We start from the raw sequence: 24,568 nt of genomic DNA, 5'->3' as shown, positions 1-24,568 counted from the left end.
TTTACTCGATTCAGAGGCTCTGTTTTGAGTCTGTTTTAAATGATAGATATGAGTATTTGATTCATTTGAGTGTTTAATGCCGGTCTTTCTTGTTTTTCTTGCATAAATCATTTTCCCCAGTCGTACATCTAAGTATTACTCAAATGTGCGACTGGGGATAACTGTTATTGCCATAAAAATAGGCTCAGATTAGTGGAAAGACATAATAAGGTTATTAACGTATTCCTGCACGTTTTAGTCCCTCCCTTTACATTATACGTCAAATAATTGATTCAACCCCTCGCTCATACTCGGATGTGTGAAGATGAAGTCACGCAGGAACGTAGAAGTCTGTCCCGTCTTCATAGCCATTGCAACCATATTGATCAGTTCCGGAGCATCGGTACAGAACATGGTACATCCCATAATCTTACCGCTATGGCTATTGATAATAGCCTTTAGCATCCCATCAGTCTGTTGCAAGGTACGCGAACGGACAACGGAGGTTGCCGGCAGTCGGGAGACTTTAAAAGAATACCCTTTTCTCAGTGCCTCCTCTTCCGTAATTCCGATATGTGCCAATGGCGGATCGATAAATACAGCATAAGGCAGAGGATCCCTGTCGTTGATGTCACGTTTCTTGTCCCCGAAAAGCTGATCCCGGATAATACGAAAATCATCCAGTGAGACATAGGTAAATTGCGCTCCTCCTTTTACATCTCCCATTGCCCATATATGAGGGGCATTGGTATGTAATTGGTCATTGACTACAATTGCCCCGTGCGCATCGACTTCTACACCGGCTGCTTGCAGGTTCAGTCCTTCAATCATTGGTTTGCGGCCTGTGGCAATAAGGATCGCATCACCGTCTACAAAGTAAGGAGTGCCGTCCGAAGTATCCGAATAAGTCAGAGTTACCCCGTCGTGCGTATCATGGATCGATTGAGTACGGACATTCAGACGAATCTCGACTCCTTTCTTCTCCATCACTTCCCGAACGCTTTTCGCAATATCCGAATCATTGCGGGGCATGAATCTGTTTCCTGCTTCGAGAAGAGTCACTTTACTTCCGAAGCCGGCGTACATCGAAGCAAACTCCAGTCCGATATAGCCTCCGCCTACAATAATCAGGTGCTTTGGCAGAATATCCAATTCCAGAAGAGTGGTACTGGTGTACACATTTCGACTTTGCTGAATACCCTCTATACTGGGAATAATAGGTGTAGAGCCGGTATTGATAAAAATCTCTTTTCCCTGCAGTTCGATTTCTTCTTCGGGAAGAGCAACCTTCACCGTATTGGCTGAAACGAGAGACCCTTTACCTGTGTAAATAGTCACATTAGGGCGTTTGCTTAATTTCTCGTAGTTATTTTCTCTTAAAAAAGAGGTAAGTTTGTTTTTTCTGGCAATCGCCTGCCTATACATGTTACTCTGCTTATCAAAATCATTGTGATAAAGCAGGGTGGAAATCTCTGATTCGTGAATCAAAGTTTTGGTTGGTATACAGGCTACGTTAGGGCAAGCCCCTCCGTACATTTCATCGGACTGTTCGACGACAGCGACCTGCCATCCTCTGTTGGAAAGTTCGGCAGCCAGTGTTTTTCCTGCCTTGCCGAACCCTATAATAATTGCATCATATTGTTTCATAACTTCCTTTCATTAACGATTTATACTCAGCTATTATAACACATGAAGAGTATATTTGTTTTGCGTCATATCCGGGAAGCAAAGGTGTCCGTAGCGGACAGAATCAGCTTTTTTTCAGTGTTTTGAGTACGCGTTGTGACGAGTCTGAAAGAAGCACTACGGCTCCTGCGAGAATAACGATATCTTTGATAACCAGTCTTCCGGCACCGGACAATAGCGGGAAGCCAAATTCATCTCCACCCAGATTCGGAACCCAGACTTCGGGCGTGGTGACAAGGAAGGATAGTGTACCCAACGTCATAATGATGGCGAGCGTATCACCTACCAGCGCTACTTTCGGGAAGAAAATGCCCAGGAATACCAGAATACCGATACTCATGATGAGCGCTCCTAATCCATAGGAGAAAGTATAAGTGCGATTGGCTTCGTGCCAGGCGCGGTTTTCCGGAACGAAGGCTCCTTCCGGATTTTTGTGGTCTTTGTATTCAGGAGCATCTTTCGCATAGAAGAAGCTCATGAAGGGACTGTTGGCTACAAAAGGAACAATTCCGTCGGCTTCGTAGTGGAAATATTTCAGTCCACCGATCCATACGAATACGACTAAGATAGCTACACGGATAAACTTAATTCCGAAATTCTTCAAGCTGGAAGTGAAGGTAAGCAAAGCAATAAATTTCTCTTTCATTTTGCGGTCTTTTTATGGGTTTAACTTTATACCGCAAAGGTCGTGCTTTCTGCATACCCCCGAAATGGCAATACTTCCGCTTCACTTATCAATTCTTCCCAACTTCCGTATTTCTGAACTGTACGGCACTCTGTCCTGTCATGTTTTTGAAAAAACGGCTGAAAGAAGCCTGGTCTTCAAATCCCAGGATATCGGCAATTTCTTTCGCGCTCTTATTGCTGTAGAGCAGGAGGCGTTTGGCTTCCGCTTCCACCCGTTCGTGGATGACCCTTAGCGGAGAAGGCAGTTTACATGTTGAGAATATGTTCGAAAGTGTCTTCGGTGACTTGTGAAGCATATCGGCATAGTCCTGTACCTGCTTTTTGGTCCGGTAATGCTCGTCTACTAGGTTGTAGTATTGGCGGACAATCTCGAAGCCGGATTCCTTTTCGCGCGTGATATCCAGTCGCTGACGGGCGATTCGGGTGCATTGGATGATGAAACGCTTCAGCAGGATACGCAGCATTTCTTCCTGCAGGCTGTCGGAAACGGTGAACTCGTTTTCCATGGCTTCGGTAATCTGGTCCAGTTGCCGGCGTTCTTCTTCGTTCAGTGTAAAGCGGACAAGGTGGGACGAGCCGTTGAAAAGGAAGCCGCTGCACGACACTTCGTGGTCGTTTCCATAGATACAATAGAAGTTGCTGTTGAACAGCAAAGTCATATATTCACCATCTATGGACTTAAATTCAAGATGCTGCAGATGAGTCAGTGAGATAACGTCATCTTTTGAAAGTACCATCTCCTGATGGTCGATTTCTACTGTAATGCTTCCTTGGCGGACCCATATAAACTTATAGAGTCCTTTTTCTTTTTGCAAAGCTTTCTCTGTCAGATAAGAATCTGTGAGAGCGAGTGTTCCTTTTAGTTTGGTGTGATACTGTTGTAACATAATTTATTCCTCCATGGCTGATGCGTCAAATGACAGCGGTAGTAAATCGCCGATACTTTTTACTTCGTAGATACATTCTCTGCCGTATAGCAGAATGCGGATAGGCTGGCCGTATCGTTTTTCCGTTTCCAGAATCACTTGGCGGCAGGCGCCACAAGGAGGAATAGGAGTTTCTATAAAGTCCTTTTCGGTTCTTGCTGCGATAGCGAGAGTATTTACCGGTTGGTCGGGATACTGCGAGTTGGCATAGAACAGGGTAGTACGTTCCGCACAAAGTCCCGACGGGTAAGCTGCGTTCTCCTGATTGGTTCCCGTCACAATGGTTCCGTTGTTCAGCAGTGCGGCGGCGCCTACCGAGAAATGCGAATAAGGAGCATAACTGCGGGCGGTTGCTTCCATGGCTGTTTTCATTAATGACCGGTCAGCTTCGTTCAGTTCATCGTATTGATATACTTTGATTATAGCGGTAATTGTGAGGTCCTTCATATCGGTAAATAGGTTAGTTCTACATTATTAATGTTACAAAGTTAGAAAAGAGATTGATAATCCCAATTATTTTTCAGATTTTTGTGTCCGATAATCCACATATAAGTTAAAATGGAGAACAAATTGTATAGACTAGTCTTTCTAACTGCCATTATCTTCTTTGCCGTAGGAGTACAGGCACAAAGACGGAATGCACGTTATGTAGAATATATAAATAAGTATAGTGACTTGGCTGTGGAGCAGATGAAGCTTCACAAAATTCCCGCAAGCATCACTCTGGCACAGGGATTGCTTGAAAGCGGAGCCGGAAACAGCCAGTTGGCACGCAAGAGTAATAATCACTTCGGTATTAAGTGTGGCGGCAGTTGGCGCGGACGTTCGGTACGTCATGACGACGATGCCCGCAATGAATGCTTCCGTGCCTACAAGCATCCCCGCGAATCGTACGAAGACCATTCCGACTTTCTGAAAAGAGGTGCCCGTTATGCCTTCCTTTTCAAACTCGATATCACCGATTACAAAGGATGGGCACGCGGATTGAAAAAGGCAGGATACGCCACAGACCCTTCCTATGCCAATCGACTGATTACGATTATCGAAGATTACGACCTGTATAAATATGACAGCAAAGGTGTCTACTCGGAACGCAAGTTGCGAAAGAACCCGTGGCTGCTGAGTCCGCATCCGGTGTATATCGCCAATGATATCGCCTATATCGTAGCCCGTAGTGGGGATACTTTCAAGGATTTAGGTAAGGAATTTGATATCAGCTGGAAGAAGTTGGTGAAGTATAACGACTTGCAGCGTGATTATACTTTGGTGAACGGAGATATTATCTATCTGAAGAGTAAAAAGAAGAAAGCATCCAAGCCTCATACTGTATATATTGTGAAAGACGGCGATTCTATGCATGCCATCTCGCAGAAATATGGTATCCGTCTCAAGAATCTGTACAAGATGAATCGTAAGGACGGAGAATATATTCCGGAGGTAGGAGATCGTTTGCGTCTGCGTTAGAAAACTTTATGCCATACTCATGTGTTATTATGTATGATAAAACATGATTAATATATGAGTCTAAATATTGCAAAGGACAGTAAGAAACGGGTCGTCATTGTAGGCGGTGGTTTCGGTGGCTTGAAGTTGGCTAATAAGCTGAAAAAATCAGGCTTTCAAGTTGTGTTGATAGATAAGAACAACTATCATCAGTTCCCTCCGTTAATTTATCAGGTGGCCTCGGCAGGTATGGAACCGACTTCCATTTCCTTCCCTTTCCGCAAGATATTCCAGCATCGGAAAGATTTTTATTTCCGTATGGCGGAAGTACGTGCTGTTTTCCCCGAAAAGAACATGATACAGACTTCCATAGGGAAGGCGGAATACGACTATCTGGTTCTTGCCGCAGGTACGACGACCAATTTCTTCGGTAATAAACATATCGAAGAGGAGGCCATGCCAATGAAAAACGTGTCCGAAGCTATGGGGCTCAGAAATGCGCTTCTCGCCAACTTGGAGCGTGCTGTGACCTGCTCCAACAAACAAGAACAGCAGGAGTTGCTGAATATCGTTGTCGTAGGTGGTGGTGCCACGGGAGTGGAAGTGGCGGGAGTACTTTCGGAAATGAAGAAATTTGTATTGCCGAATGATTATCCCGATATGCCCAGTAGTCTGATGCATATTTATCTGATAGAAGCGGGTTCGCGGCTACTTGCCGGAATGTCCGAAGACTCATCTAGTCATGCAGAACAGTTCCTCCGTGAAATGGGAGTCAACATTCTTTTAAATAAGCGTGTCACGGATTACCGTGACCATAAGGTGACACTTGAAGACGGCAGTGAGATTGCTACCCGTACTTTTATTTGGGTAAGTGGAGTGACCGGAGTTTCTTTTGGGAATATGAATACGTCCGTAATCGGTCGTGGAGGCCGTATCAAAGTAGATGCCTTCAATCGGGTAGAAGGAACGAATAATGTATTTGCCATTGGTGACTTATGTATTCTTTCCGGTGACGAAGATTATCCGAACGGACATCCTCAACTGGCACAAGTTGCCATCCAACAAGGGGAATTGCTGGCAAAGAATCTGATCCGCCTGGAAAAAGGAAAAGAGATGAAGCCTTTTCATTATCGTAACTTGGGGTCGATGGCGACTGTCGGGCGTAATCGTGCCGTGGCGGAATTCAGCAAGGTGAAGATGCAGGGATGGTTTGCCTGGGTAATGTGGCTGGTAGTACATCTGCGCTCTATTCTGGGAGTACGCAATAAAGTAGTGGTGTTGTTGAACTGGGTATGGAATTACTTCACCTATGATCAGTCCATGAGAATGATTGTCTATGCCCGCAAGGCGAAAGAGATCCGTGACCGGGAAGCAATTGAGGCAACTACCCATTGGGGGAAAGACCTCATGCAGGAGCCGCAACCGGCCAAACAAGAACCGCAACCAAACTCAAAAGAAATAGTATAGCACCGTTTTGCGATGGTGTCACTATCCGGTCGGTATAGTGACACTATTACAAGGAGATAGTGACACTATAACAACAGTATAGTGACACCATGTTTTTTTGAACGGTAAATTCGTACAAGGTGTCCGATATCGGACACCTTCTCTTTTTTATTATTCTCTGTTAATCAGTTGATTATGCTTTTGGCATAGATTTGGTATAATAAAAGGTAAAACAACTGAAAGTGAAATTGTAAATACTTAGATATGGACAGAGAAATACCCAAAGAAGTGCGTAACAAAGAACGCAATAAAAAGATCATCCGTTATTCATCGATAGGAGTGGCCGGTATAGTTGTTATCGGTGTACTTATATCTGTCATGCGGACAGGAGTGGAAAAGAAGGATCTGGTACTTTCTACAGTTGATAAGGGAATGATTGAAGTTAGTGTCAGCGCCTCCGGTAAGGTAGTCCCTGCATTTGAAGAAATCATCAATTCTCCCATTAACAGTCGTATCGTTGAGGTATACAGAAAAGGAGGGGATAGTGTGGAAATCGGCACTCCGATTCTGAAACTCGACCTTCAGAGCACGGAAACGGAATATAAAAAACTGCTTGACGAAGAACAGATGCGCTGCTATAAGCTGGATCAGCTTCGCGTCAATAATCAGACGAAACTTTCCGATATGGCGATGCAGATTAAGGTCTCTGCCATGAAATTGAGCCGCATGAAAGTGGAACTTCGGAACGAACACTATCTGGACAGTCTGGGAGCGGGAACAACAGATAAAGTGCGTCAGGCAGAATTGAGCTATAACGTAGCACAACTGGAATACGAACAGCTCCAACAACAATATAAGAACGAAAAAGAAGTAGCGGCTGCCGAACTGAAAGTGCAGGAACTGGATTTCAATATCTTCCGTAAAAGTCTTGCCGAAATGAAGCGTACACTGGACGATGCCCAGATTCGGTCTCCGCGTAAAGCGATTCTTACCTACATTAATAATCAGATCGGTGCTCAGATTTCGCAAGGCGGACAGGTGGCCATCATCTCAGACTTAAGCCATTTTAAAGTAGAAGGTGAAATAGCCGATACCTACGGTGACCGGGTAGCTGCCGGAGGGAAAGCGGTTGTGAAGATAGGCAATGACAAACTGGAAGGAACGGTCAGCAGTGTGACACCCCTGTCTAAAAACGGAGTCATTTCTTTTACAGTGCAGTTGAAAGACGATAATAACCACCGTTTACGTTCGGGACTGAAAACGGACGTTTATGTGATGAATGCCGTAAAGGAAGATGTGATGCGGATGGCAAACGCTTCTTTCTATGTGGGACGTGGTGAGTATGATCTTTTTGTCCGGACATCTGATGACGAACTGGTGAAACGTAAAGTACAGCTGGGCGATTCCAACTTTGAATATGTGGAAGTGGTGAGTGGCTTACAACCGGGAGATGTAGTGGTAGTCAGTGATATGAGCTCTTATAAGAACAAGAATAAGCTGAAAATGAGATAAAAACGATCTAAATTAAATACTTATAGTTATGATAACATTGACTTCTCTCTCTAAGATTTACCGTACGGACGAGATTGAAACGGTAGCACTGGAAAACGTGAATCTGACCGTAGACCGCGGAGAATTTCTAAGCATTATGGGGCCGTCCGGATGTGGCAAATCTACTTTGTTGAATATTATGGGACTGCTTGATGCACCCACAACAGGAACTGTTGAAATTAACGGTACGCACACTGAGGGAATGAAAGATAAGCAACTGGCGGCTTTCCGTAACAAAACACTGGGCTTTGTATTCCAGTCTTTCCATCTGATTAATTCACTCAATGTGATGGATAACGTTGAGTTACCGTTACTCTATCGTCGTATCGGCAGCGGTGAACGCAAGCGTTTGGCGAAGGAGGTACTGGAAAAAGTCGGATTGAGTCATCGTATGAATCACTTTCCGACACAGCTTTCCGGTGGTCAGTGTCAGCGTGTGACCATAGCGCGTGCAATTATCGGTCATCCGGAGATAATTCTGGCCGATGAACCTACCGGTAATCTGGATTCTAAGATGGGTGCCGAAGTCATGGAACTTCTCCATCGGCTGAATAAGGAAGACGGCCGAACTATCGTTATGGTGACGCATAATGAAGAACAGGCGAAACAGACTTCAAGAACTATCCGTTTCTTCGATGGCCGTCAGGTACAGTAATCCCCTTTTAAACTCTAAAAAAGCTAATCATGACAAAGAATATTTTTATAACTGCTGTTGCGGTATTATTAAGTGTAGCCCTTTGCCCGCTTTGGGCACAAAATGTGAGTGAAGATTGTAAAGTAGGCGAATTTTCCGCTATCAATCTGCGGTCGGTAGGTAACATTATTTTCACTCAGTCCGATACTTATTCCTGTCGGATGGAAGGTCCTTTTGAATATGTCGATAAAACAAAAGTAACGGTAAAAGGAGAAACATTGGTTATCGAATATAAGCAGAAGAATGTAAAAAACGTTAAGAACCTGACGTTCTATATCACAGCCCCTGATTTGAAGAGTGTAAAGATCGATGGTGTCGGCAACTTCAATGCTAAAGAAACCCTGAAACTGAAAAATGTAACTTTCAAACTCGATGGAGTGGGAAACTGTGAGGTGAAAAAGCTCCATTGTGATGAGTTGGAATTAATGGTAGACGGGGTAGGGAATATGAATGTCAATGTAAACTGCAATACTGTGAAAGCCAAAGTGGATGGAGTCGGAAATATCAAATTGTCCGGCAAGGCAGACAGAGCTTCTCTGAAGCGTGACGGAGTAGGCAGAATCAATCATAAAGGCCTGAAATGCCCGGATGTGAGCACGAAAGGCTGGGGATTCTGATAAGTATGAAAATGAATGAGAAGATAATGAGATTACAATGATAAAACTCTATTTCAAACAAGCATTTCACCTGTTGAAGGAGAATAAGTTACTTTCTTCTATCTCTATCATAGGTACGGCATTGGCTATTGCTATGATTATGGTGATTGTGATCACATTGCGTGCTACTATTGCACCCTTTGCTCCGGAAAGCTATCGTGACCGTATGTTGATTTTCAGGTATGCGGGATTTCAGTATAAAACAAACGAGAACTGGCAGAGTAACGGACCTGTTTCTTATAAGACAGCGAAAGCCTGTTTTAAAGAAATGGCTGCCCCTGAAGCAGTTACTATAACCAGCAGTTTCTCGGAAACGATGCTGGCTGCCAAGCCAGCGGGAGAGAAGGTTAGTTGCAGTGTATTGCAGGTGGATGATGATTTCTGGAAAGTATTTAAGTTCGATTTCCTTTCGGGATATCCGTTTGATAAGGCTACTTTTGATGCCGGTGCAACCAAAGCAGTAATATCTGAGGATATAGCCCGGCAATTGTTCGGAACATCGGATGTAGTCGGAAAAACATTCCTTTTAAATCACTCCGCTTATATGATTTGTGGAGTTGTGCGTCCCGTATCCAAACTGGCACGGTATGCTTATGCCCAGATTTGGATTCCTTTAAGTTCAACAGATGCGTTTACCGCCAGTTGGGGTGAATATGGAATTATGGGAATGGTGAGTGTCTACATTCTGGCTAAATCTCAGGATGACTTTCCGGCAATCCGTATGGAAGCTGAACGTCTCAGGGACAGATATATGGAAGGTTATCCGGATTATGAATTGCTCTATCGTGACCAGCCGGATACTTATTTTGTGGCGGCGCAACGATATTCAGCCAATAATCCTCCGGCTGTGAAGCAGGCTGTCCGTCAGTATATAATAACGTTAATCATTCTGTTGATCGTACCTGCTGTCAACCTTTCCGGACTGACATTGTCGCGTATGCGCAAACGCCTTTCTGAAATCGGTGTTCGAAAAGCTTTCGGTGCGCCCAGACGCGAACTGATGATACAGGTACTTTCTGAGAATATGCTTTATTCACTGTTGGGTGGAGTGCTCGGATTAATTCTGAGTTATGGCGCAACTTTCTTTTTGGGAAGTATGCTGTTTTCCATTGACTTTATGGGTAATGGTGTGACGGATTTGCGGACCATGTGTATGGATCTGCTGTTTGACCCGGTTGTGTTCTTGCTCGCATTTTTTGCCTGCTTTGCACTTAATTTATTGAGTGCTGCTATTCCGGCATGGAGAGTGACACGGACAAATATTGTGGATGCCATCAATGAGAGATAACCGAAACATTCAACAAACTAATTTTTAAGAAGATGCAACTGTTAAAACAAATATGGAACGAACGTCGCTCGAACGGGTGGCTGTGGGCAGAATTGCTGATTGTTTTCGTGGTGTTGTGGTATATTGTCGATTGGACGTATGCAACAGCGCGTACTTATTACGAACCGCTGGGATATGACATCACCAATACTTACTATCTGGAACTCAGTCTGAAAAACAATAAGAGTGATTCTTATATTCCGAGAGGGCAGAAGGAAACGACGACGGGACAGGACATTGTTGAACTGACTAACCGACTCCGTCGCTTGCCGGAAGTAGAGGCTGTCTCGATATCAGTGAATGCACGTCCGTATATAGGAAGTAATTCCGGCATCCGTTTTCGCCTTGATACGCTGGTGCGCAGTCCGTTGAGACGTCCGGTAACACCGGAGTTTTTTCAGGTGTTCCGTTATCAAAGTGCGGATGGACAGGGATATCAGCCTTTAATGCAGGCTATAAAAAACGGAAATGCGGTTCTCAGCGAGAATATATGGCCTGACGGTTATAAGGGTGACCGTACGTTGTTGGGAAAAGAAGTCGTGAATGTGGATGATTCTACAGACGTTTATAAAATAGCTGCCGTATCGACTAAGGTACGTTACAATGATTTTTGGCCAAATTACAGCGATCGCTATATGGCTATTCCTCTTACGGAAGCACAATTGGCCGAGATTAATGATGACCTGTATCCGCTCAATACGGAAGTTTGCCTGCGTGTAAAGCCGAATACGGCTCCCGGCTTTCCGGAGCGTCTGATGGAACAGTCGGATACCCAGTTCAGTGTGGGAAATCTTTTTATACTGAAGGTACACGATTACGAGATGATACGTGAGGATTATAATCGTACCAATGTCAATCAGATGCAGACGCGGTTTTGGATGATGGGCTTTTTGTTGGTGAATATCCTGTTGGGAATAGTCGGTACATTCTGGTTTCGTACCCAGCATCGTCGTGGAGAACTCGGACTTCGTGTCGCAGTCGGTTCCACCCGCATGGGACTCTGGCATCGTCTTAATAAAGAAGGCTTGTTGCTACTGGCACTGGCTGCTTTGCCTGCTGCAATTATTTGTTATAATATAGGTTATCTGGAACTGACGGAAGGTGGTATAGAGTGGAGTATCATTCGTTTTCTTATCACTTTTTGTGTGACAAGTCTTTTGATGGCTTTGATGATACTCATAGGCATTTGGTTCCCCGCCCGGCAGGCGATCCGTATACAGCCGGCAGAAGCCTTACGCGAGGAATAAAAAACTGAAGCTATTTGCATTGTTTTCAATATAATAACTTATCTTTGTAGGCAAAATGTTGAAAACAATGCTGTTTTTTGCTTATGAACCGACAATATTACTGTTTGTTTGTTGTTTTGTTCTTCGTTGTTTTTGCCCGGGCGGCGGCAGCAGAACATACATACAACATACTTTTTATTCAATCTTATACCTCGCAAACCCCTTGGCACAACGACCTGAATGAGGGGCTGACCAAGGGATTCAAAGAGAATGGACTGAAAGTAAATATTACTACTGAATATTTGGATGCCGATTTTTGGTCATTCAGTTCGGAGAAAGTGATTATGCAGCGTTTTTGTCAGCGTGCCCGTGACAGAAAGACGGATATGATTATCACAGCCAGCGATGAGGCTTTTTACACTCTTTTCTCTTCCGGCGATTCGTTGCCTTACCAAGTTCCGGTTGTGTTTTTCGGAATCAAATATCCCGATAAAGAACTTATAGCGAGTCTTCCCAATGTATGCGGATTCACCGCTAATCCCGATTTTTATGTGATCTTAAAGCAGGCACAAAAGGTATTTCCCCAACGGAAAGAAGTGATATGTGTGATTGACAACAGTTTTCTGAGTAATAAGGGACGTGAGGACTTCAAACAAGAATGGCAGCTTTTTCAGGAAGAGAATCCGGATTACAAGATGAAACTCTACAATACCCAGCATGAATCAACCAATCATATTATTGCGGCTATCTGTTATCCCCGCAATAGTTATGCTCGGGTTGTGGTTGCTCCCAAATGGTCACCGTTCCTTTCGTTTGTAGGCAAGAACTCCAAAGCACCGGTCTTCTCCAGTCAGAATGTGGGGCTGATGAACGGTGTATTTGCGGCATATGACGCAGACGCCTATACCTCTGCGATGTCTGCTGCAAAGAAGGCATCGCGAGTGTTGAAGGGGGAATCTCCCTTGAAACTGGGTGTGACGGAGACGGAACAGGGATTTATTTACGATTATAAACAGCTGGACTTCTTTCATATAGACCCGGATAAGGTTTCCTCCAGTGGCAGTGTTGTTAATCAGCCGTATTGGGAAAGATATAAATTATTGTTTATTCTTCTTTATCCATCTATCCTGGCATTGTTGATCGTCTCTATCGTGTGGCTCATTCGTGTCAACCGTCGTGAAGCTAAGCGACGGATACATGCCCAGACCCGCTTGTTGGTGCAGAATAAACTGGTGGAACAGCGGAATGAGTTTGATAATATCTTCCATTCCATACGCGACGGTGTGATCACATATGATACTGATCTTCATATTCACTTTACCAACCGTTCTCTGCTGAAGATCCTTCATTTACCCTCAGAATCGGGCGGACGGAATTATGAAGGAATGATGGCGGGCAGTATTTTCAAAATATACTATAACGGTCAGGATATCCTTTACAAGATATTGAAGAAGGTGGGAGAGACTGGGCAGAGTGTCATTATTCCCGATGGGGCTTTTATGAAAGAAGTACATAGCGAACATTATTTCCCGGTTTCCGGGGAAGTTGTTCCGATTCATTCAGGCGGGCAGATTACCGGTATGGCACTTTCGGCACGCAACGTATCGGATGAAGAAATGCAGAAACGTTTCTTTGACATGGCCGTGGAGGAAAGTTCTATTTACCCTTGGCAGTTTGATGTGGAGAGTAATAGTTTCATCTTTCCGCAAGGTTTTCTTGTTCGTTTTGGTTATGATGAGTCGATTACTTCCATCACCCGCGACGAAATGGATCGTATGGTTTATCCGGAGGATTTGAAGGAAATGCGTATTCTCTTTGATAAAACATTGGCGGGAAAAGAAACCAATACCCGTTTGAATTTCCGTCAGCGCAATGCCAATGGAGAATATGAATGGTGGGAATACCGTTCCTCTGTTATTTCCGGTCTGACGAGAGATTCGCTATATAATATATTAGGTGTATGCCAAAGTATCCAACGTTATAAGACAGCAGAACAGGAAATGAGGGAGGCGCGTGATAAGGCACTTCAGGCTGACAAACTGAAATCTGCTTTCCTTGCCAATATGAGTCATGAAATCCGTACACCACTGAATGCTATTGTCGGTTTCTCCGACTTGTTGAGCGATACAAGCGGCTTTACAGAAGAGGAAATAGGGCAATTTATAGCAACGATCAATAAGAATTGCGGATTGTTACTTGCATTGATTAATGATATTCTCGATCTGTCGCGTATCGAGTCAGGAACAATGGAATTTATGTTTGCCAATCATAATTTGCCTCTGCTGCTGAAGACAGTGCATGATTCTCAACAACTGAATATGCCTCCGAGAGTGGAACTGTTGCTTCGTATGCCCGATAATGAGAAAAAATACCTGGTGACAGATAATGTCCGTCTCCAACAAGTCGTCAATAATCTGATCAATAATGCTGCCAAGTTTACGACTTACGGTTCCATTACTTTCGGATATGAGGAAGATGAAGATCCCGAATATACCCGAATCTTTGTGGAAGATACGGGAGTCGGCATTTCCGAAGAAGGTATCCGTCATATCTTCGAACGATTCTATAAGGTGGACAACTTTACACAGGGAGCCGGTCTTGGATTGAGTATCTGCCAGACGATTGTCGAACGTCTGAGAGGAACGATCTTTGTGACTTCCGAAGTAGGCAGGGGAACTCGCTTTACTGTACGTATCCCGAATTTCTGCGAATAAGACTGAACGTTCATTTCTGTGCATAGTGTCCGAAAATGAACACTGATACATTTCTCTAACCGATTGATAGTAAATGTATTATTCTTTTGGCACATGGTTTGATTCTATCTGACTGGAAAATACCGTGTACAATGAAAAAGAAAAGTATATTGTTTGTTCTGGCTGCAATCTGTCTGCCTTTGGCAGTGTCGGCACAGAAAGAGAGGGAAATCACCTTGAACGAAGCTATCGCTATGGCGCGTATGCAGTCTGTTGACGCTGCCGTTGCCTTGAATGAGTTGAAAACATCTTATTGGGAATATCGCACATTCCGTGCCGATCTTCTTCCGGAAATCAATCTGAAAGGAACACTGCCTAATTACAATAAATCTTACGGCTCCTATCAGAATCCGGACGGTTCTTACAGCTTTGTCCGCAACAGCGCCTTAGGTCTTTCCGGTGAACTTTCCATCGACCAGAATATCTGGCTTACCGGTGGACAACTTTCACTAACCTCTTCCCTCGACTACCTAAAGCAACTGGGTAATAGCGGTGATCGCCATCTGATGTCCGTTCCTGTTACTTTAAAACTGACCCAACCTATTCTTGGTGTGAATAATGTGAAGTGGAACAGGCGTATAGAACCTGTGCGATATGCCGAAGCGAAAGCGGAATTTATCACAGCTACCGAAGAAGTGACGATGCGGGCTATTACCTATTATTTTGATCTGCTGTTGGCGAAGGAGACTCTTGGAACCGCCCGTCAGAACTTGACGAATGCCAATCAGCTTTACGAAGTGGCTATAGCTAAACGCAAGATGGGACAGATTTCGGAAAATGAACTTCTCCAGTTAAAACTTTCGGCATTGAATGCAAAGGCTGCGTTGACCGAAGCCGAAAGTGATCTGAATGCCAAGATGTTCCAGCTTCGTGCCTTTCTGGGAGTGGGAGAGGATGAAATCCTCCGTCCTGTCGTTCCCGAGTCGGTAGATTGTGGTAAAATGGAATATAATATGGTTTTGAATAAAGCGCTGGAACGTAATTCTTTTGCCCAGAATATTCGTCGCCGTCAGTTGGAGGCCGATTATGCGGTAGCTACGGCACGTGGTAATCTGCGTAGCATTAATTTGTTTGCTAGTGTAGGATATACGGGAGAGAGTCGTGAACTTTCCAGTGTCTACAGGAACTTGCAGGATAATCAGATTGTGCAGGTAGGCGTTCAGATTCCGATTCTGGACTGGGGAAAGAGACGCGGAAAGGTACGGGTAGCGAAAAGCAACCGCGATGTAGTGCTTTCGAAGATCCGGCAGGAACAGATCAACTTCAATCAGGACATATTCTTGCTGGTAGAGCATTTCAATAATCAGGCACAGCAATTGGAGATAGCCAAAGAGGCGGATGGCATAGCTCAGCAACGTTACAAAACCAGTATTGAAACCTTCCTGATAGGTAAAATCAACACGCTGGATTTAAATGACGCCCAGAACGCCAAAGACGAGGCGCGCCGGAAGCACATCTCCGAACTTTATTATTACTGGTATTACTTTTATCAGATCCGTAGTCTGACTCTCTGGGATTTCCAGGCTAACACGGAGTTGGAAGCAGATTTTGATGAAATAGTGCGGCAATAGGGATTAATCGGGCTATTTGTTGCTTGTATTGAGTATTTACAATATCTTTGTCACAAGTAATTTAAACTATGATTTTAATAATAGACGACGACAGTGCGGTACGCTCTTCACTCAGTTTTATGTTGAAGCGGGCTGGATATGAAGCACAAACGGTTTCCGGTCCCCGAGAAGCTATGGAGGTGGTGCGTTCCGTAGCACCGGATTTAATCTTAATGGATATGAACTTCACCCTTTCTACTACAGGTGAAGAAGGGCTGACTTTGCTCAGGCAAGTGAAAATATTCCGTCCGGAAACTCCGGTGATACTGATGACCGCCTGGGGAAGCATACAGCTTGCCGTGCAAGGTATGCAGGCAGGAGCCTTCGATTTTATCACCAAACCTTGGAATAATGCGGCATTGTTGCAACGTATCGAGACGGCTTTGGAACTGGCAGGCTCTCCCAAAGAGACAACGCAGGAACAGAATGACGCTTTCGACCGTCGTCATATCATCGGCCGTAGTCAGGGACTGACGGAAGTACTGAACACCATTGCCCGTATAGCAAAGACGAATGCTTCCGTACTGATCACCGGAGAAAGTGGGACGGGCAAGGAACTGATAGCCGAGGCGATACACATCAACAGCCAGCGTGCCAAACAGCCTTTTGTCAAAGTGAACTTGGGAGGAATCTCCCAAAGTCTGTTCGAAAGTGAAATGTTCGGCCATAAGAAAGGAGCTTTTACGGATGCTTCCTCCGACCGTATCGGACGCTTTGAGATGGCGAACAAAGGAACCATCTTTCTGGACGAGATCGGTGATCTCGACCCTTCTTGTCAAGTGAAGCTCTTGCGGGTGTTACAAGATCAGACGTTTGAAGTATTGGGAGACAGCCGTCCCCGTAAGACGGATATTCGTGTCGTCTCCGCTACCAATGCCGATTTACGCAAGATGGTGGGCGAACGTACTTTCCGCGAAGATTTGTTTTACCGTATTAATCTGATTACCGTCAGACTGCCGGCTTTGCGTGAGCGTCGGGAGGATATTCCCTTGCTGGCACGTCACTTTGCCGATCGTCAGGCAGAGGCCAACGGTTTTCCTCGCACCGAATTTTCGGCGGATGCCTTGCAGTTTCTGAGTCGCTTACCTTATCCGGGAAATATCCGTGAATTGAAGAATCTGGTAGAACGTACGATTCTGGTCAATGGAAAGCCGACGCTTGATGCCGCCGACTTTGATGCTCAGTATATCCGTCACGAAGATCAGAAAGTCGCCGAAGGCGCATCCTTTGCTGGTATGACTCTGGATGAAATAGAACGGCAGACGATTTTGCAGGCTTTGGAGCGTCATAAGGGAAATTTGAGTCAGGTAGCTACAGCGCTTGGCATCAGTCGTGCCGCCCTTTACCGTCGTTTGGAGAAGTTTGGAATCAGTGTTTAGCAGATAGACCTTACTATTATTATGCGTATAAAAGGATTTTTTGGTATACTCGTTTTCCTGCTTCTGGTCTTGGGGGGTGGATTGCTTTTCCTTTCAAGCCGGTTGAACCTGATCTATTTCTATATAGGAGAGGGGTTGGTCCTTTTTATCCTGTGTTATCTCCCGTTTTTCTATCGTAAAATTGTGAAACCGCTGAACTCTATCGGAAGCGGTATGGAACTGTTGCGCGAACAGGATTTCAGCAGCCGGTTAAGTCCCGTGGGGCAATATGAAGCCGACCGTATTGTGAACGTCTTCAACCGGATGATGGAGCAACTAAAGAATGAACGTCTCCGTCTTCGCGAACAGAATAACTTCCTTGACCTGCTGATTAAAGCCTCTCCGATGGGAGTCATCCTCACCACATTGGACGAGGACCTTTCCGAGCTGAACCCGATGGCGCAGAAAATGCTGGGTGTCCGTCAGGAAGATGTCTTGGGCAAAAAGATGAACGAGATAGATTCTCCGCTTGCCGCCGAGTTGGCAAATGTGCCGAAAGGAGAAACGGCTACCGTCCGTCTGAATGATTCGAATATTTATAGATGTACGCATTCCTCTTTTATTGACCGTGGATTTCAGCACCCCTTCTTCCTGATAGAAAGTCTGACGGACGAAGTGATGAAGGCAGAGAAGAAAGCCTACGAGAAGGTGATCCGCATGATTGCCCACGAAGTGAACAACACTACTGCCGGAATAACCTCCACACTGGATACAGTAGAGCAGGCGCTTTCTGCCGAAGAAGGCATGGATGATATTTGCGATGTCATGCGTGTATGTATCGAACGCTGTTTCTCTATGAGCCGTTTCATCACCCGTTTTGCCGATGTAGTGAAGATTCCCGAACCGACGCTCACGCCTGTCGACCTGAATGACCTCGCATTTACCTGCAAGCGTTTTATGGAAGGTATGTGTGCCGACCGGAACATAAAACTTCGTCTGGAGATAGACGAAACACTGAAAGAGGTAAAAATGGATGCCTCCCTCTTCGAACAGGTACTGGTAAACATCATCAAGAATGCTGCGGAAAGCATCGAAAAGGATGGCGAGATTATCGTCCGCACCCTTTCTCCTGCCACTATCGAAGTGGTGGACAACGGTAAGGGAATCAGCAAAGAGGTGGAAGCGAAGCTGTTCAGCCCGTTCTTCTCCACCAAGCCCAATGGTCAGGGAATCGGACTGATCTTTATCCGGGAGGTTCTGATGCGTCACGGCTGTACCTTCTCTCTGCGGACTTATGCCGACGGATTGACCAGATTCCGTATTCTTTTTCCTTGATCAAATGTCAAACGAGAACAGTTCTTCCGCTATATAGACCTTTTTTTGTTCTGAAATCCCTCCTACCTTTGCCCCGCTCAATTCAATAGGATGTTAAGGTATAAGATATGAGATTAATAATTAAAGGTGCAGTAGCGCTCTTTCTTTTATTGGCTATCAGTATTCCGCTAAGTGCCCAATACATAGTGCAGGGTGTGGTGACTGATTCTCTGACCAGAGAACCCTTATCTTATGTATCTGTACGTCTGAAAAACACGACCGAAGGAACGACTACCGGAAGTGACGGACGCTTTTATTTCAAAACCCATCGCTCCGAAGGAGTGCTTGTGATCTCAACCGTAGGCTATAATGAATATAGCCGGCTGATCCATCCGGCACGTAATCTTTCGTATAAAGTAGCACTTTCTCCCGCTACATATGCGCTCAACGAAGTATTGGTGAAGCCTAAACGCGAGCATTACCGTAAGAAAGACAATCCCGCTGTGGAGTTTGTCCGTCGGATGATAGAACATCGTGACGACCATTCTCCTAATGAGAAAGACTTCTGGCAGCGCGACCGTTATGAGAAGACTACCTTTGCGCTGAACAACTTCGACGAAGAGAAACAGAAGAAATGGCTATACCGCAAATTTGATTTCCTGACAGAATATGTAGACACCTCTGCCGTCACCGGAAAACCGATACTGACCGTATCTGCCCGTGAACTTCTTGCTACGGACTACTACCGCAAATCTCCTCATTCCGAAAAGCAGTGGGTGAAAGGACGCAAGCAGGCAGGAGTCGATGAATTCCTTTCCAAACAAGGTATGCAGGCTGCTATTAATGAAGTCTTTAAAGACGTGGACATTTACGAGAACAACATCTCCCTGTTCACCAATAAGTTCGTCAGCCCCTTATCCCGCATCGGGACAGGATTCTACAAATATTATCTGATGGATACCTTGCAGATCGGCGGTGAAACCTGTGCAGACCTTGCTTTCACCCCCTTTAATTCCGAATCTTTCGGTTTTAACGGGCACTTGTATGTCACGCTCGACTCTACCTACTTTGTCAAACGTGCCGTACTTAACTTCCCGAAGAAGATCAATCTGAACTTTGTCGATTATATGCTGCTTGAACAGGAATTTAAGCGGGCAGAAGACGGTACTCGTCTGCTCGACCATGAAAGTATCACCGTAGAATTCAAACTGACCGAAGGACAGGATGGTATCTTTGCCCGTCGAGTGGCGGATTACAGTCATTATTCTTTCCTTCCGACCGAGGAAGCCGATAAAGCCTTCACCAAACCGGAACGTATCATCGAAGAAACCGAAGCGCTGTCCCGACCCGAAACCTTCTGGGCGGAGAACCGTCCGCAAGCAGCCATCTCGCAACAGGAGAACTCCGTAGACCGCCTGATGGCGCAACTGCGTGGCTATCCGGTCTATTATTGGACGGAAAAGGTGCTATCCATTCTCTTCACCGGATACATCCCGACCTCTAAAGAAGCCCCTCTTTTCTATATCGGTCCCATGAATGCCACCATCAGCGGGAATACGCTGGAAGGACCGCGTATCCGTGCTGGTGGAATGACGACCGCATGGCTCAACCCTCATCTGTTCGGCAAAGGCTATATCGCTTATGGCTTCAAAGACGAAAGGCTGAAAGGACTGGCGGAAGTAGAATACTCCTTTAAAAAGAAAAAGGAATATGCCAATGAATTTCCCATCCATTCACTGAAAGTACGTTATGAATCGGACGTTAACCAATACGGACAAAACTATCTGTACACAAGCAAAGACAATGTCTTCCTTGCCTTGAAGCGTGAGAAAGATGATCGTATCGGCTATTACCGGCAAGCGGAAATGAGCTATACCAATGAGTTTTATTCCGGTTTCTCCTTCCAGCTAACGGCACGCAGGCGGACGGATGAATCGAGCTACCTGATTCCTTTTCTGCGGAAAGACGGTGAGGTTTACTCTCCGGTTAAAGACTTCTCTACCAGTGCGGCGGAGTTGAAGCTGCGCTATGCCCCGAACGAGAAATTCTTTCAGACACAATGGAACCGCTTCCCTGTATCGCTGGATGCTCCGGTGTTTACACTGTCGCACACCATTGCCGGAAAAGGAGTACTGGGAAGTGATTACACCTATAATCATACCGAAGCGGGTATACAGAAACGTTTCTGGTTTTCCGCTTTCGGCTATACGGATATTATTCTGAAAGCAGGGAAGGTATGGGATAAAGTTCCCTTTCCGTTGCTCATTATGCCGAATGCGAACCTTTCCTACACCATTCAGCCGGAATCCTATTCGTTAATGAATGCTATGGAGTTTATGAATGATGAATACTTTTCGTGGGACGTCACCTATTTCCTCAACGGGTGGTTGTTCAATCGTATCCCATTGTTGAAAAAACTGAAATGGAGGGAAATAGTTTCCTGTCGTGGACTTTATGGGCATTTGAGTGATAAGAATAATCCGGATATGACAGACGGTTTGTTCGCTTTTCCGATAGCAAGTACCCGTACAATGGGAAAAACACCTTACGTGGAGGCGGGTGTGGGTATTGAAAACATTTTCAAGGTATTACGTTTAGACTACGTCTGGCGGCTCACATATAGGGATTCGCCCGATATTGACAAGTCCGGCCTGAGGATAAGTCTTCACATGACCTTCTAAAAGTTAAATCCTGCTAATTGCAATGTTTATATAGCAAACAAAGGTCGCTTTAGTAATTAATTAATCTTATTTTTGCATCAATTTTAGTTTAATTTTAATAGAATAGAAATGAAACAAGAAATTAAACCCGCTACTGGACGTCTTGGCGTGTTGGTAGTTGGAGTAGGTGGTGCGGTTGCCACCACAATGATTGTAGGTACACTAGCCTCTCGCAAGGGACTGGCAAAACCGATAGGATCTATTACACAGTTAGCCACAATGCGCATGGAAAACAACGAAGAAAAACTCATCAAGGACGTTGTGCCCTTGACTGATTTGAACGACATTGTTTTCGGTGGATGGGATATCTTCCCGGACAACGCATATGAAGCTGCTATGTATGCCGAGGTTTTGAAAGAAAAAGACCTGAACGGTGTGAAAGATGAACTGGAAGCTATCAAGCCGATGCCTGCAGCTTTCGATCACAACTGGGCAAAACGTCTGAATGGTACACATATCAAGAAGGCTGCTACCCGTTGGGAAATGGTAGAACAACTCCGTCAGGACATCCGCGACTTTAAGGCTGCCAATAACTGCGAACGCGTTGTTGTACTGTGGGCTGCAAGTACCGAAATCTACATTCCGTTATCAGACGAACACATGTCACTCGCTGCTTTGGAGAAAGCAATGAAAGATAACAACACAGAAGTTATCTCTCCGAGTATGTGTTATGCATACGCTGCTATCGCAGAAGATGCTCCGTTTGTGATGGGTGCTCCTAACTTGTGTGTAGATACTCCGGCCATGTGGGAATTCTCTAAACAGAAGAATGTTCCTATCTCCGGTAAAGACTTCAAGAGCGGTCAGACACTGATGAAAACCGTATTGGCTCCGATGTTCAAGACTCGTATGCTGGGTGTGAACGGTTGGTTCTCTACCAACATCCTCGGTAACCGTGACGGTGAAGTGCTGGATGATCCGGACAACTTTAAGACAAAAGAAGTTAGTAAGCTGTCTGTAATCGACACCATCTTCGAACCGGAAAAATATCCGGATCTCTATGGAGACGTTTACCACAAAGTACGCATCAACTACTATCCTCCCCGTAAGGACAACAAAGAAGCATGGGATAACATCGACATCTTCGGATGGATGGGCTATCCGATGGAAATCAAGGTAAACTTCCTTTGCCGTGACTCTATCCTGGCTGCTCCTATTGCACTTGACCTGGTATTGTTCAGTGACTTGGCTATGCGTGCAGGTATGTGTGGCATCCAGACTTGGTTGTCATTCTTCTGCAAGAGCCCGATGCACGATTTCGAACATCAGCCGGAACACGACCTGTTCACACAATGGAGAATGGTAAAACAGACATTGCGTAACATGATTGGTGAAAAAGAACCTGATTATTTAGCTTAATTAAATAAGTGGAGAGTTGAAAGTTGAGAGTTGAAAGTTGTTGCAATGTAATTGCAGCATTAGACAACTTTTAACTTTCAACTTTTATTTTTGGAGCACATCCAATCATCCTCCACTCTCAATTTTCAACTCTCAACTCTCAACTATTAATGAAGAGACCTTCCTTTCTACCTGTTTTAATAGGCACGGGCTTTGGCTCTGGTTTTTCTCCTTTTGCTCCCGGTACGGCCGGGGCATTGCTGGCTTCTATCATCTGGATTGCACTTTACTTCCTGCTTCCTTTCACTGCTTTATTATGGACGACTGCTGCTTTGGTGGTTCTTTTTACCTTTGCAGGTATTTGGGCTGCCAATAAGTTGGAGTCTTGTTGGGGTGAAGACCCGTCACGTGTGGTGGTCGATGAAATGGTAGGTGTGTGGATTCCGTTACTGGCAGTTCCCGATAATGACCGGTGGTATTGGTACGTGATAGCGGCTTTTGCTCTGTTCCGTATTTTTGATATCGTAAAGCCATTGGGAGTACGCAAGATGGAGAACTTTAAAGGTGGAGTAGGGGTAATGATGGATGATGTACTGGCGGGTGTATATAGTTTTATCTTGATAGCGGTGGCACGATGGGTGATTGGCTGAAAAGAGTTGCACGGATGATCTCGCAGAAGGGTGGAGTCTTTATGTTTTTAAGGGCGCAGCTTTCGGCTCAAATGGCGACTATTGCAGACTTTCTGGTGACTATCCTTCTGGTAAGGCTATTTGATGTCTACTATGTATATGCTACCTTGGCGGGCGCTATCTATGGAGGAATTATCAATTGCATTATCAATTATAAATGGACTTTTAAATCGAAAGGGAAAAAAACGCATGTTGCTGTAAAATTCATAATAGTGTGGGTTTGCAGTATTTGGCTGAATACGTGGGGGACGTACACTCTGACGGAATCGTTAGCGAAAATTCCGTGGGTACGTGATACACTCAGCCAATATTTCGGTGACTTCTTCATCATCCCTAAAGTGGTGGTGGCAGTCATTGTAGCGTTGTTCTGGAATTATAATATGCAGCGTTTCTTTGTTTACCGGAATATAGATATAAGAAGCTTGTTTAAAAGAAATTGAAAGAAAACAGAAGATTTAGATAAAAACAGATTTAGGTATATGAATTACAGAGATTACTTACAGCAACTGATTTATAAGATTATCAATCCTTTGATACATGGAATGATTAAAATAGGCATCACCCCTAATTTTATCACTACTACCGGATTTATTCTGAATGTGGTAGCGGCAGGTATGTTTGTCTATGCCGGTATCTGTGGCGGACAGAATGATTTGTCCATTCTTGGATGGGCAGGAGGTGTGATCCTTTTTGCCGGATTGTTCGATATGATGGACGGGCGTGTGGCACGTCTGGGAAACATGAGTTCCAAATTCGGTGCCCTCTACGATTCTGTGCTTGATCGTTACAGTGAGTTGATGACTTTCTTCGGTATCTGTTACTATTTGTCAGTCAAAGACTATTTCATTTACGCTATCATTGCGTTTGTTGCCCTGATCGGTTCGCTGATGGTGAGCTATGTGCGTGCCCGCGCCGAAGGTCTGGGCATTGAGTGCAAGGTTGGATTTATGCAACGCCCGGAGCGTGTGGTTCTGACAAGTCTCGGAGCCTTGTTCTGCGGTGTATTCAAGGATATTACCGCTTTTGATCCGATGCTGATATTGATGGTGCCTTTGACAATCGTCGCTGTGTTCGCCAATATCACAGCTTTCGCACGCGTGAGACATTGCTATAAGGTGATGACAGCGAACGAAAAGAAGAATGACTAATTAAAATAACATCCTTA

General features: G+C 44.9%; 20 protein-coding genes. 16 read left to right on the top strand and 4 right to left on the bottom strand.

What is annotated here, in order from left to right; genetic code table 11:
* Positions 1-252: 252 nt before the first annotated feature.
* The 4 genes from BT_RS07795 to cdd all read right to left on the bottom strand — a co-directional run bounded on the left by BT_RS07795 (position 253) and on the right by cdd (position 3,725).
* A complete protein-coding gene (locus BT_RS07795; protein WP_011107850.1) occupies positions 253-1,626 on the bottom strand; it encodes an FAD-dependent oxidoreductase in 1,374 nt (457 codons plus the stop codon).
* A gap of 103 nt (positions 1,627-1,729) precedes the next feature.
* A complete protein-coding gene (locus BT_RS07790) occupies positions 1,730-2,311 on the bottom strand; it encodes a DUF417 family protein (protein ID WP_008764769.1) in 582 nt (193 codons plus the stop codon).
* A gap of 88 nt (positions 2,312-2,399) precedes the next feature.
* Positions 2,400-3,239, bottom strand: coding sequence for an AraC family transcriptional regulator (locus BT_RS07785; protein WP_011107849.1), 840 nt, complete (start codon positions 3,237-3,239; stop codon positions 2,400-2,402).
* A 3-nt stretch (positions 3,240-3,242) separates the two neighbouring features.
* A complete protein-coding gene (cdd, locus tag BT_RS07780; protein WP_008762228.1) occupies positions 3,243-3,725 on the bottom strand; it encodes a cytidine deaminase in 483 nt (160 codons plus the stop codon).
* A gap of 111 nt (positions 3,726-3,836) precedes the next feature.
* On the opposite strand from cdd, the gene BT_RS07775 reads away from it, so the two are divergent.
* The 16 genes from BT_RS07775 (at position 3,837) to BT_RS07700 (ending at position 24,551) form a co-directional block, all read left to right on the top strand.
* Positions 3,837-4,742, top strand: coding sequence for a glucosaminidase domain-containing protein (locus tag BT_RS07775; RefSeq protein ID WP_011107847.1), 906 nt, complete (start codon positions 3,837-3,839; stop codon positions 4,740-4,742).
* 54 nt (positions 4,743-4,796) lie between these two features.
* Entirely contained in the window at positions 4,797-6,188 is a 1,392-nt protein-coding gene (locus BT_RS07770; RefSeq protein WP_011107846.1) for an NAD(P)/FAD-dependent oxidoreductase, read from the top strand.
* A gap of 243 nt (positions 6,189-6,431) precedes the next feature.
* On the top strand, positions 6,432-7,679 hold the full coding sequence (locus BT_RS07765; protein ID WP_011107845.1) for an efflux RND transporter periplasmic adaptor subunit: 1,248 nt from the start codon (positions 6,432-6,434) through the stop codon (positions 7,677-7,679).
* 28 nt (positions 7,680-7,707) lie between these two features.
* On the top strand, positions 7,708-8,373 hold the full coding sequence (locus BT_RS07760; RefSeq protein ID WP_011107844.1) for an ABC transporter ATP-binding protein: 666 nt from the start codon (positions 7,708-7,710) through the stop codon (positions 8,371-8,373).
* A gap of 29 nt (positions 8,374-8,402) precedes the next feature.
* On the top strand, positions 8,403-9,029 hold the full coding sequence (locus BT_RS07755) for a GIN domain-containing protein (RefSeq protein ID WP_008764772.1): 627 nt from the start codon (positions 8,403-8,405) through the stop codon (positions 9,027-9,029).
* Between the two features lie 37 nt (positions 9,030-9,066).
* The gene (locus BT_RS07750; protein ID WP_008764773.1) at positions 9,067-10,356 is read left to right on the top strand and encodes an ABC transporter permease; all 1,290 of its coding nucleotides are present in this window, start codon (positions 9,067-9,069) and stop codon (positions 10,354-10,356) included.
* A gap of 32 nt (positions 10,357-10,388) precedes the next feature.
* Positions 10,389-11,642, top strand: coding sequence for an ABC transporter permease (locus tag BT_RS07745; RefSeq protein ID WP_008764774.1), 1,254 nt, complete (start codon positions 10,389-10,391; stop codon positions 11,640-11,642).
* A gap of 83 nt (positions 11,643-11,725) precedes the next feature.
* Complete coding sequence (locus BT_RS07740) at positions 11,726-14,335, top strand: sensor histidine kinase (RefSeq protein WP_008762235.1); 2,610 nt, start codon at positions 11,726-11,728, stop codon at positions 14,333-14,335.
* Between the two features lie 131 nt (positions 14,336-14,466).
* Positions 14,467-15,945: a TolC family protein gene (locus BT_RS07735; RefSeq protein ID WP_011107843.1), complete on the top strand. Its 1,479-nt coding sequence runs from the start codon at positions 14,467-14,469 to the stop codon at positions 15,943-15,945.
* Between the two features lie 68 nt (positions 15,946-16,013).
* Positions 16,014-17,363 carry a sigma-54-dependent transcriptional regulator gene (locus BT_RS07730; protein ID WP_008762237.1) on the top strand — a complete coding sequence of 450 codons (1,350 nt, stop codon included), beginning with the start codon at positions 16,014-16,016 and terminating at the stop codon, positions 17,361-17,363.
* A 21-nt stretch (positions 17,364-17,384) separates the two neighbouring features.
* The gene (locus BT_RS07725) at positions 17,385-18,677 is read left to right on the top strand and encodes a sensor histidine kinase (protein WP_011107842.1); all 1,293 of its coding nucleotides are present in this window, start codon (positions 17,385-17,387) and stop codon (positions 18,675-18,677) included.
* A 107-nt stretch (positions 18,678-18,784) separates the two neighbouring features.
* Positions 18,785-21,337 (top strand): DUF5686 and carboxypeptidase-like regulatory domain-containing protein, encoded by a 2,553-nt coding sequence (locus BT_RS07720; RefSeq protein WP_011107841.1) that lies wholly within the window; start codon positions 18,785-18,787, stop codon positions 21,335-21,337.
* Between the two features lie 108 nt (positions 21,338-21,445).
* Positions 21,446-22,735 carry an inositol-3-phosphate synthase gene (locus tag BT_RS07715; RefSeq protein ID WP_008762240.1) on the top strand — a complete coding sequence of 430 codons (1,290 nt, stop codon included), beginning with the start codon at positions 21,446-21,448 and terminating at the stop codon, positions 22,733-22,735.
* A 149-nt stretch (positions 22,736-22,884) separates the two neighbouring features.
* On the top strand, positions 22,885-23,364 hold the full coding sequence (locus BT_RS07710) for a phosphatidylglycerophosphatase A family protein (protein WP_008762241.1): 480 nt from the start codon (positions 22,885-22,887) through the stop codon (positions 23,362-23,364).
* 14 nt (positions 23,365-23,378) lie between these two features.
* Positions 23,379-23,843, top strand: a complete 465-nt coding sequence (locus BT_RS07705) for a GtrA family protein (protein WP_008764781.1) — start codon at positions 23,379-23,381, stop codon at positions 23,841-23,843.
* Positions 23,844-23,882: 39 nt separating this feature from the next.
* A complete protein-coding gene (locus BT_RS07700; protein ID WP_008762243.1) occupies positions 23,883-24,551 on the top strand; it encodes a CDP-alcohol phosphatidyltransferase family protein in 669 nt (222 codons plus the stop codon).
* Positions 24,552-24,568 lie beyond the last annotated feature (17 nt).

It is taken from the genome of Bacteroides thetaiotaomicron VPI-5482 (genome assembly GCF_000011065.1).
Lineage (GTDB): Bacteria > Bacteroidota > Bacteroidia > Bacteroidales > Bacteroidaceae > Bacteroides > Bacteroides thetaiotaomicron.
The sequence above is the reverse complement of the archived record's forward strand: the minus strand, read 5'-3'. Positions and strand labels throughout refer to the sequence as shown.

Coding starts and splice junctions, on each gene's coding strand:
- BT_RS07795 (WP_011107850.1), bottom strand. CDS start 1,626: ATGAAACAATATGATGCAATTATTATAGGGTTCGGCAAGGCAGGAAAA.
- cdd (WP_008762228.1), bottom strand. CDS start 3,725: ATGAAGGACCTCACAATTACCGCTATAATCAAAGTATATCAATACGAT.
- BT_RS07785 (WP_011107849.1), bottom strand. CDS start 3,239: ATGTTACAACAGTATCACACCAAACTAAAAGGAACACTCGCTCTCACA.
- BT_RS07720 (WP_011107841.1), top strand. CDS start 18,785: ATGAGATTAATAATTAAAGGTGCAGTAGCGCTCTTTCTTTTATTGGCT.
- BT_RS07765 (WP_011107845.1), top strand. CDS start 6,432: ATGGACAGAGAAATACCCAAAGAAGTGCGTAACAAAGAACGCAATAAA.
- BT_RS07750 (WP_008764773.1), top strand. CDS start 9,067: ATGATAAAACTCTATTTCAAACAAGCATTTCACCTGTTGAAGGAGAAT.
- BT_RS07740 (WP_008762235.1), top strand. CDS start 11,726: ATGAACCGACAATATTACTGTTTGTTTGTTGTTTTGTTCTTCGTTGTT.
- BT_RS07715 (WP_008762240.1), top strand. CDS start 21,446: ATGAAACAAGAAATTAAACCCGCTACTGGACGTCTTGGCGTGTTGGTA.
- BT_RS07790 (WP_008764769.1), bottom strand. CDS start 2,311: ATGAAAGAGAAATTTATTGCTTTGCTTACCTTCACTTCCAGCTTGAAG.
- BT_RS07745 (WP_008764774.1), top strand. CDS start 10,389: ATGCAACTGTTAAAACAAATATGGAACGAACGTCGCTCGAACGGGTGG.
- BT_RS07730 (WP_008762237.1), top strand. CDS start 16,014: ATGATTTTAATAATAGACGACGACAGTGCGGTACGCTCTTCACTCAGT.
- BT_RS07755 (WP_008764772.1), top strand. CDS start 8,403: ATGACAAAGAATATTTTTATAACTGCTGTTGCGGTATTATTAAGTGTA.
- BT_RS07770 (WP_011107846.1), top strand. CDS start 4,797: ATGAGTCTAAATATTGCAAAGGACAGTAAGAAACGGGTCGTCATTGTA.
- BT_RS07775 (WP_011107847.1), top strand. CDS start 3,837: ATGGAGAACAAATTGTATAGACTAGTCTTTCTAACTGCCATTATCTTC.
- BT_RS07760 (WP_011107844.1), top strand. CDS start 7,708: ATGATAACATTGACTTCTCTCTCTAAGATTTACCGTACGGACGAGATT.
- BT_RS07700 (WP_008762243.1), top strand. CDS start 23,883: ATGAATTACAGAGATTACTTACAGCAACTGATTTATAAGATTATCAAT.
- BT_RS07735 (WP_011107843.1), top strand. CDS start 14,467: ATGAAAAAGAAAAGTATATTGTTTGTTCTGGCTGCAATCTGTCTGCCT.
- BT_RS07725 (WP_011107842.1), top strand. CDS start 17,385: ATGCGTATAAAAGGATTTTTTGGTATACTCGTTTTCCTGCTTCTGGTC.
- BT_RS07705 (WP_008764781.1), top strand. CDS start 23,379: ATGATCTCGCAGAAGGGTGGAGTCTTTATGTTTTTAAGGGCGCAGCTT.
- BT_RS07710 (WP_008762241.1), top strand. CDS start 22,885: ATGAAGAGACCTTCCTTTCTACCTGTTTTAATAGGCACGGGCTTTGGC.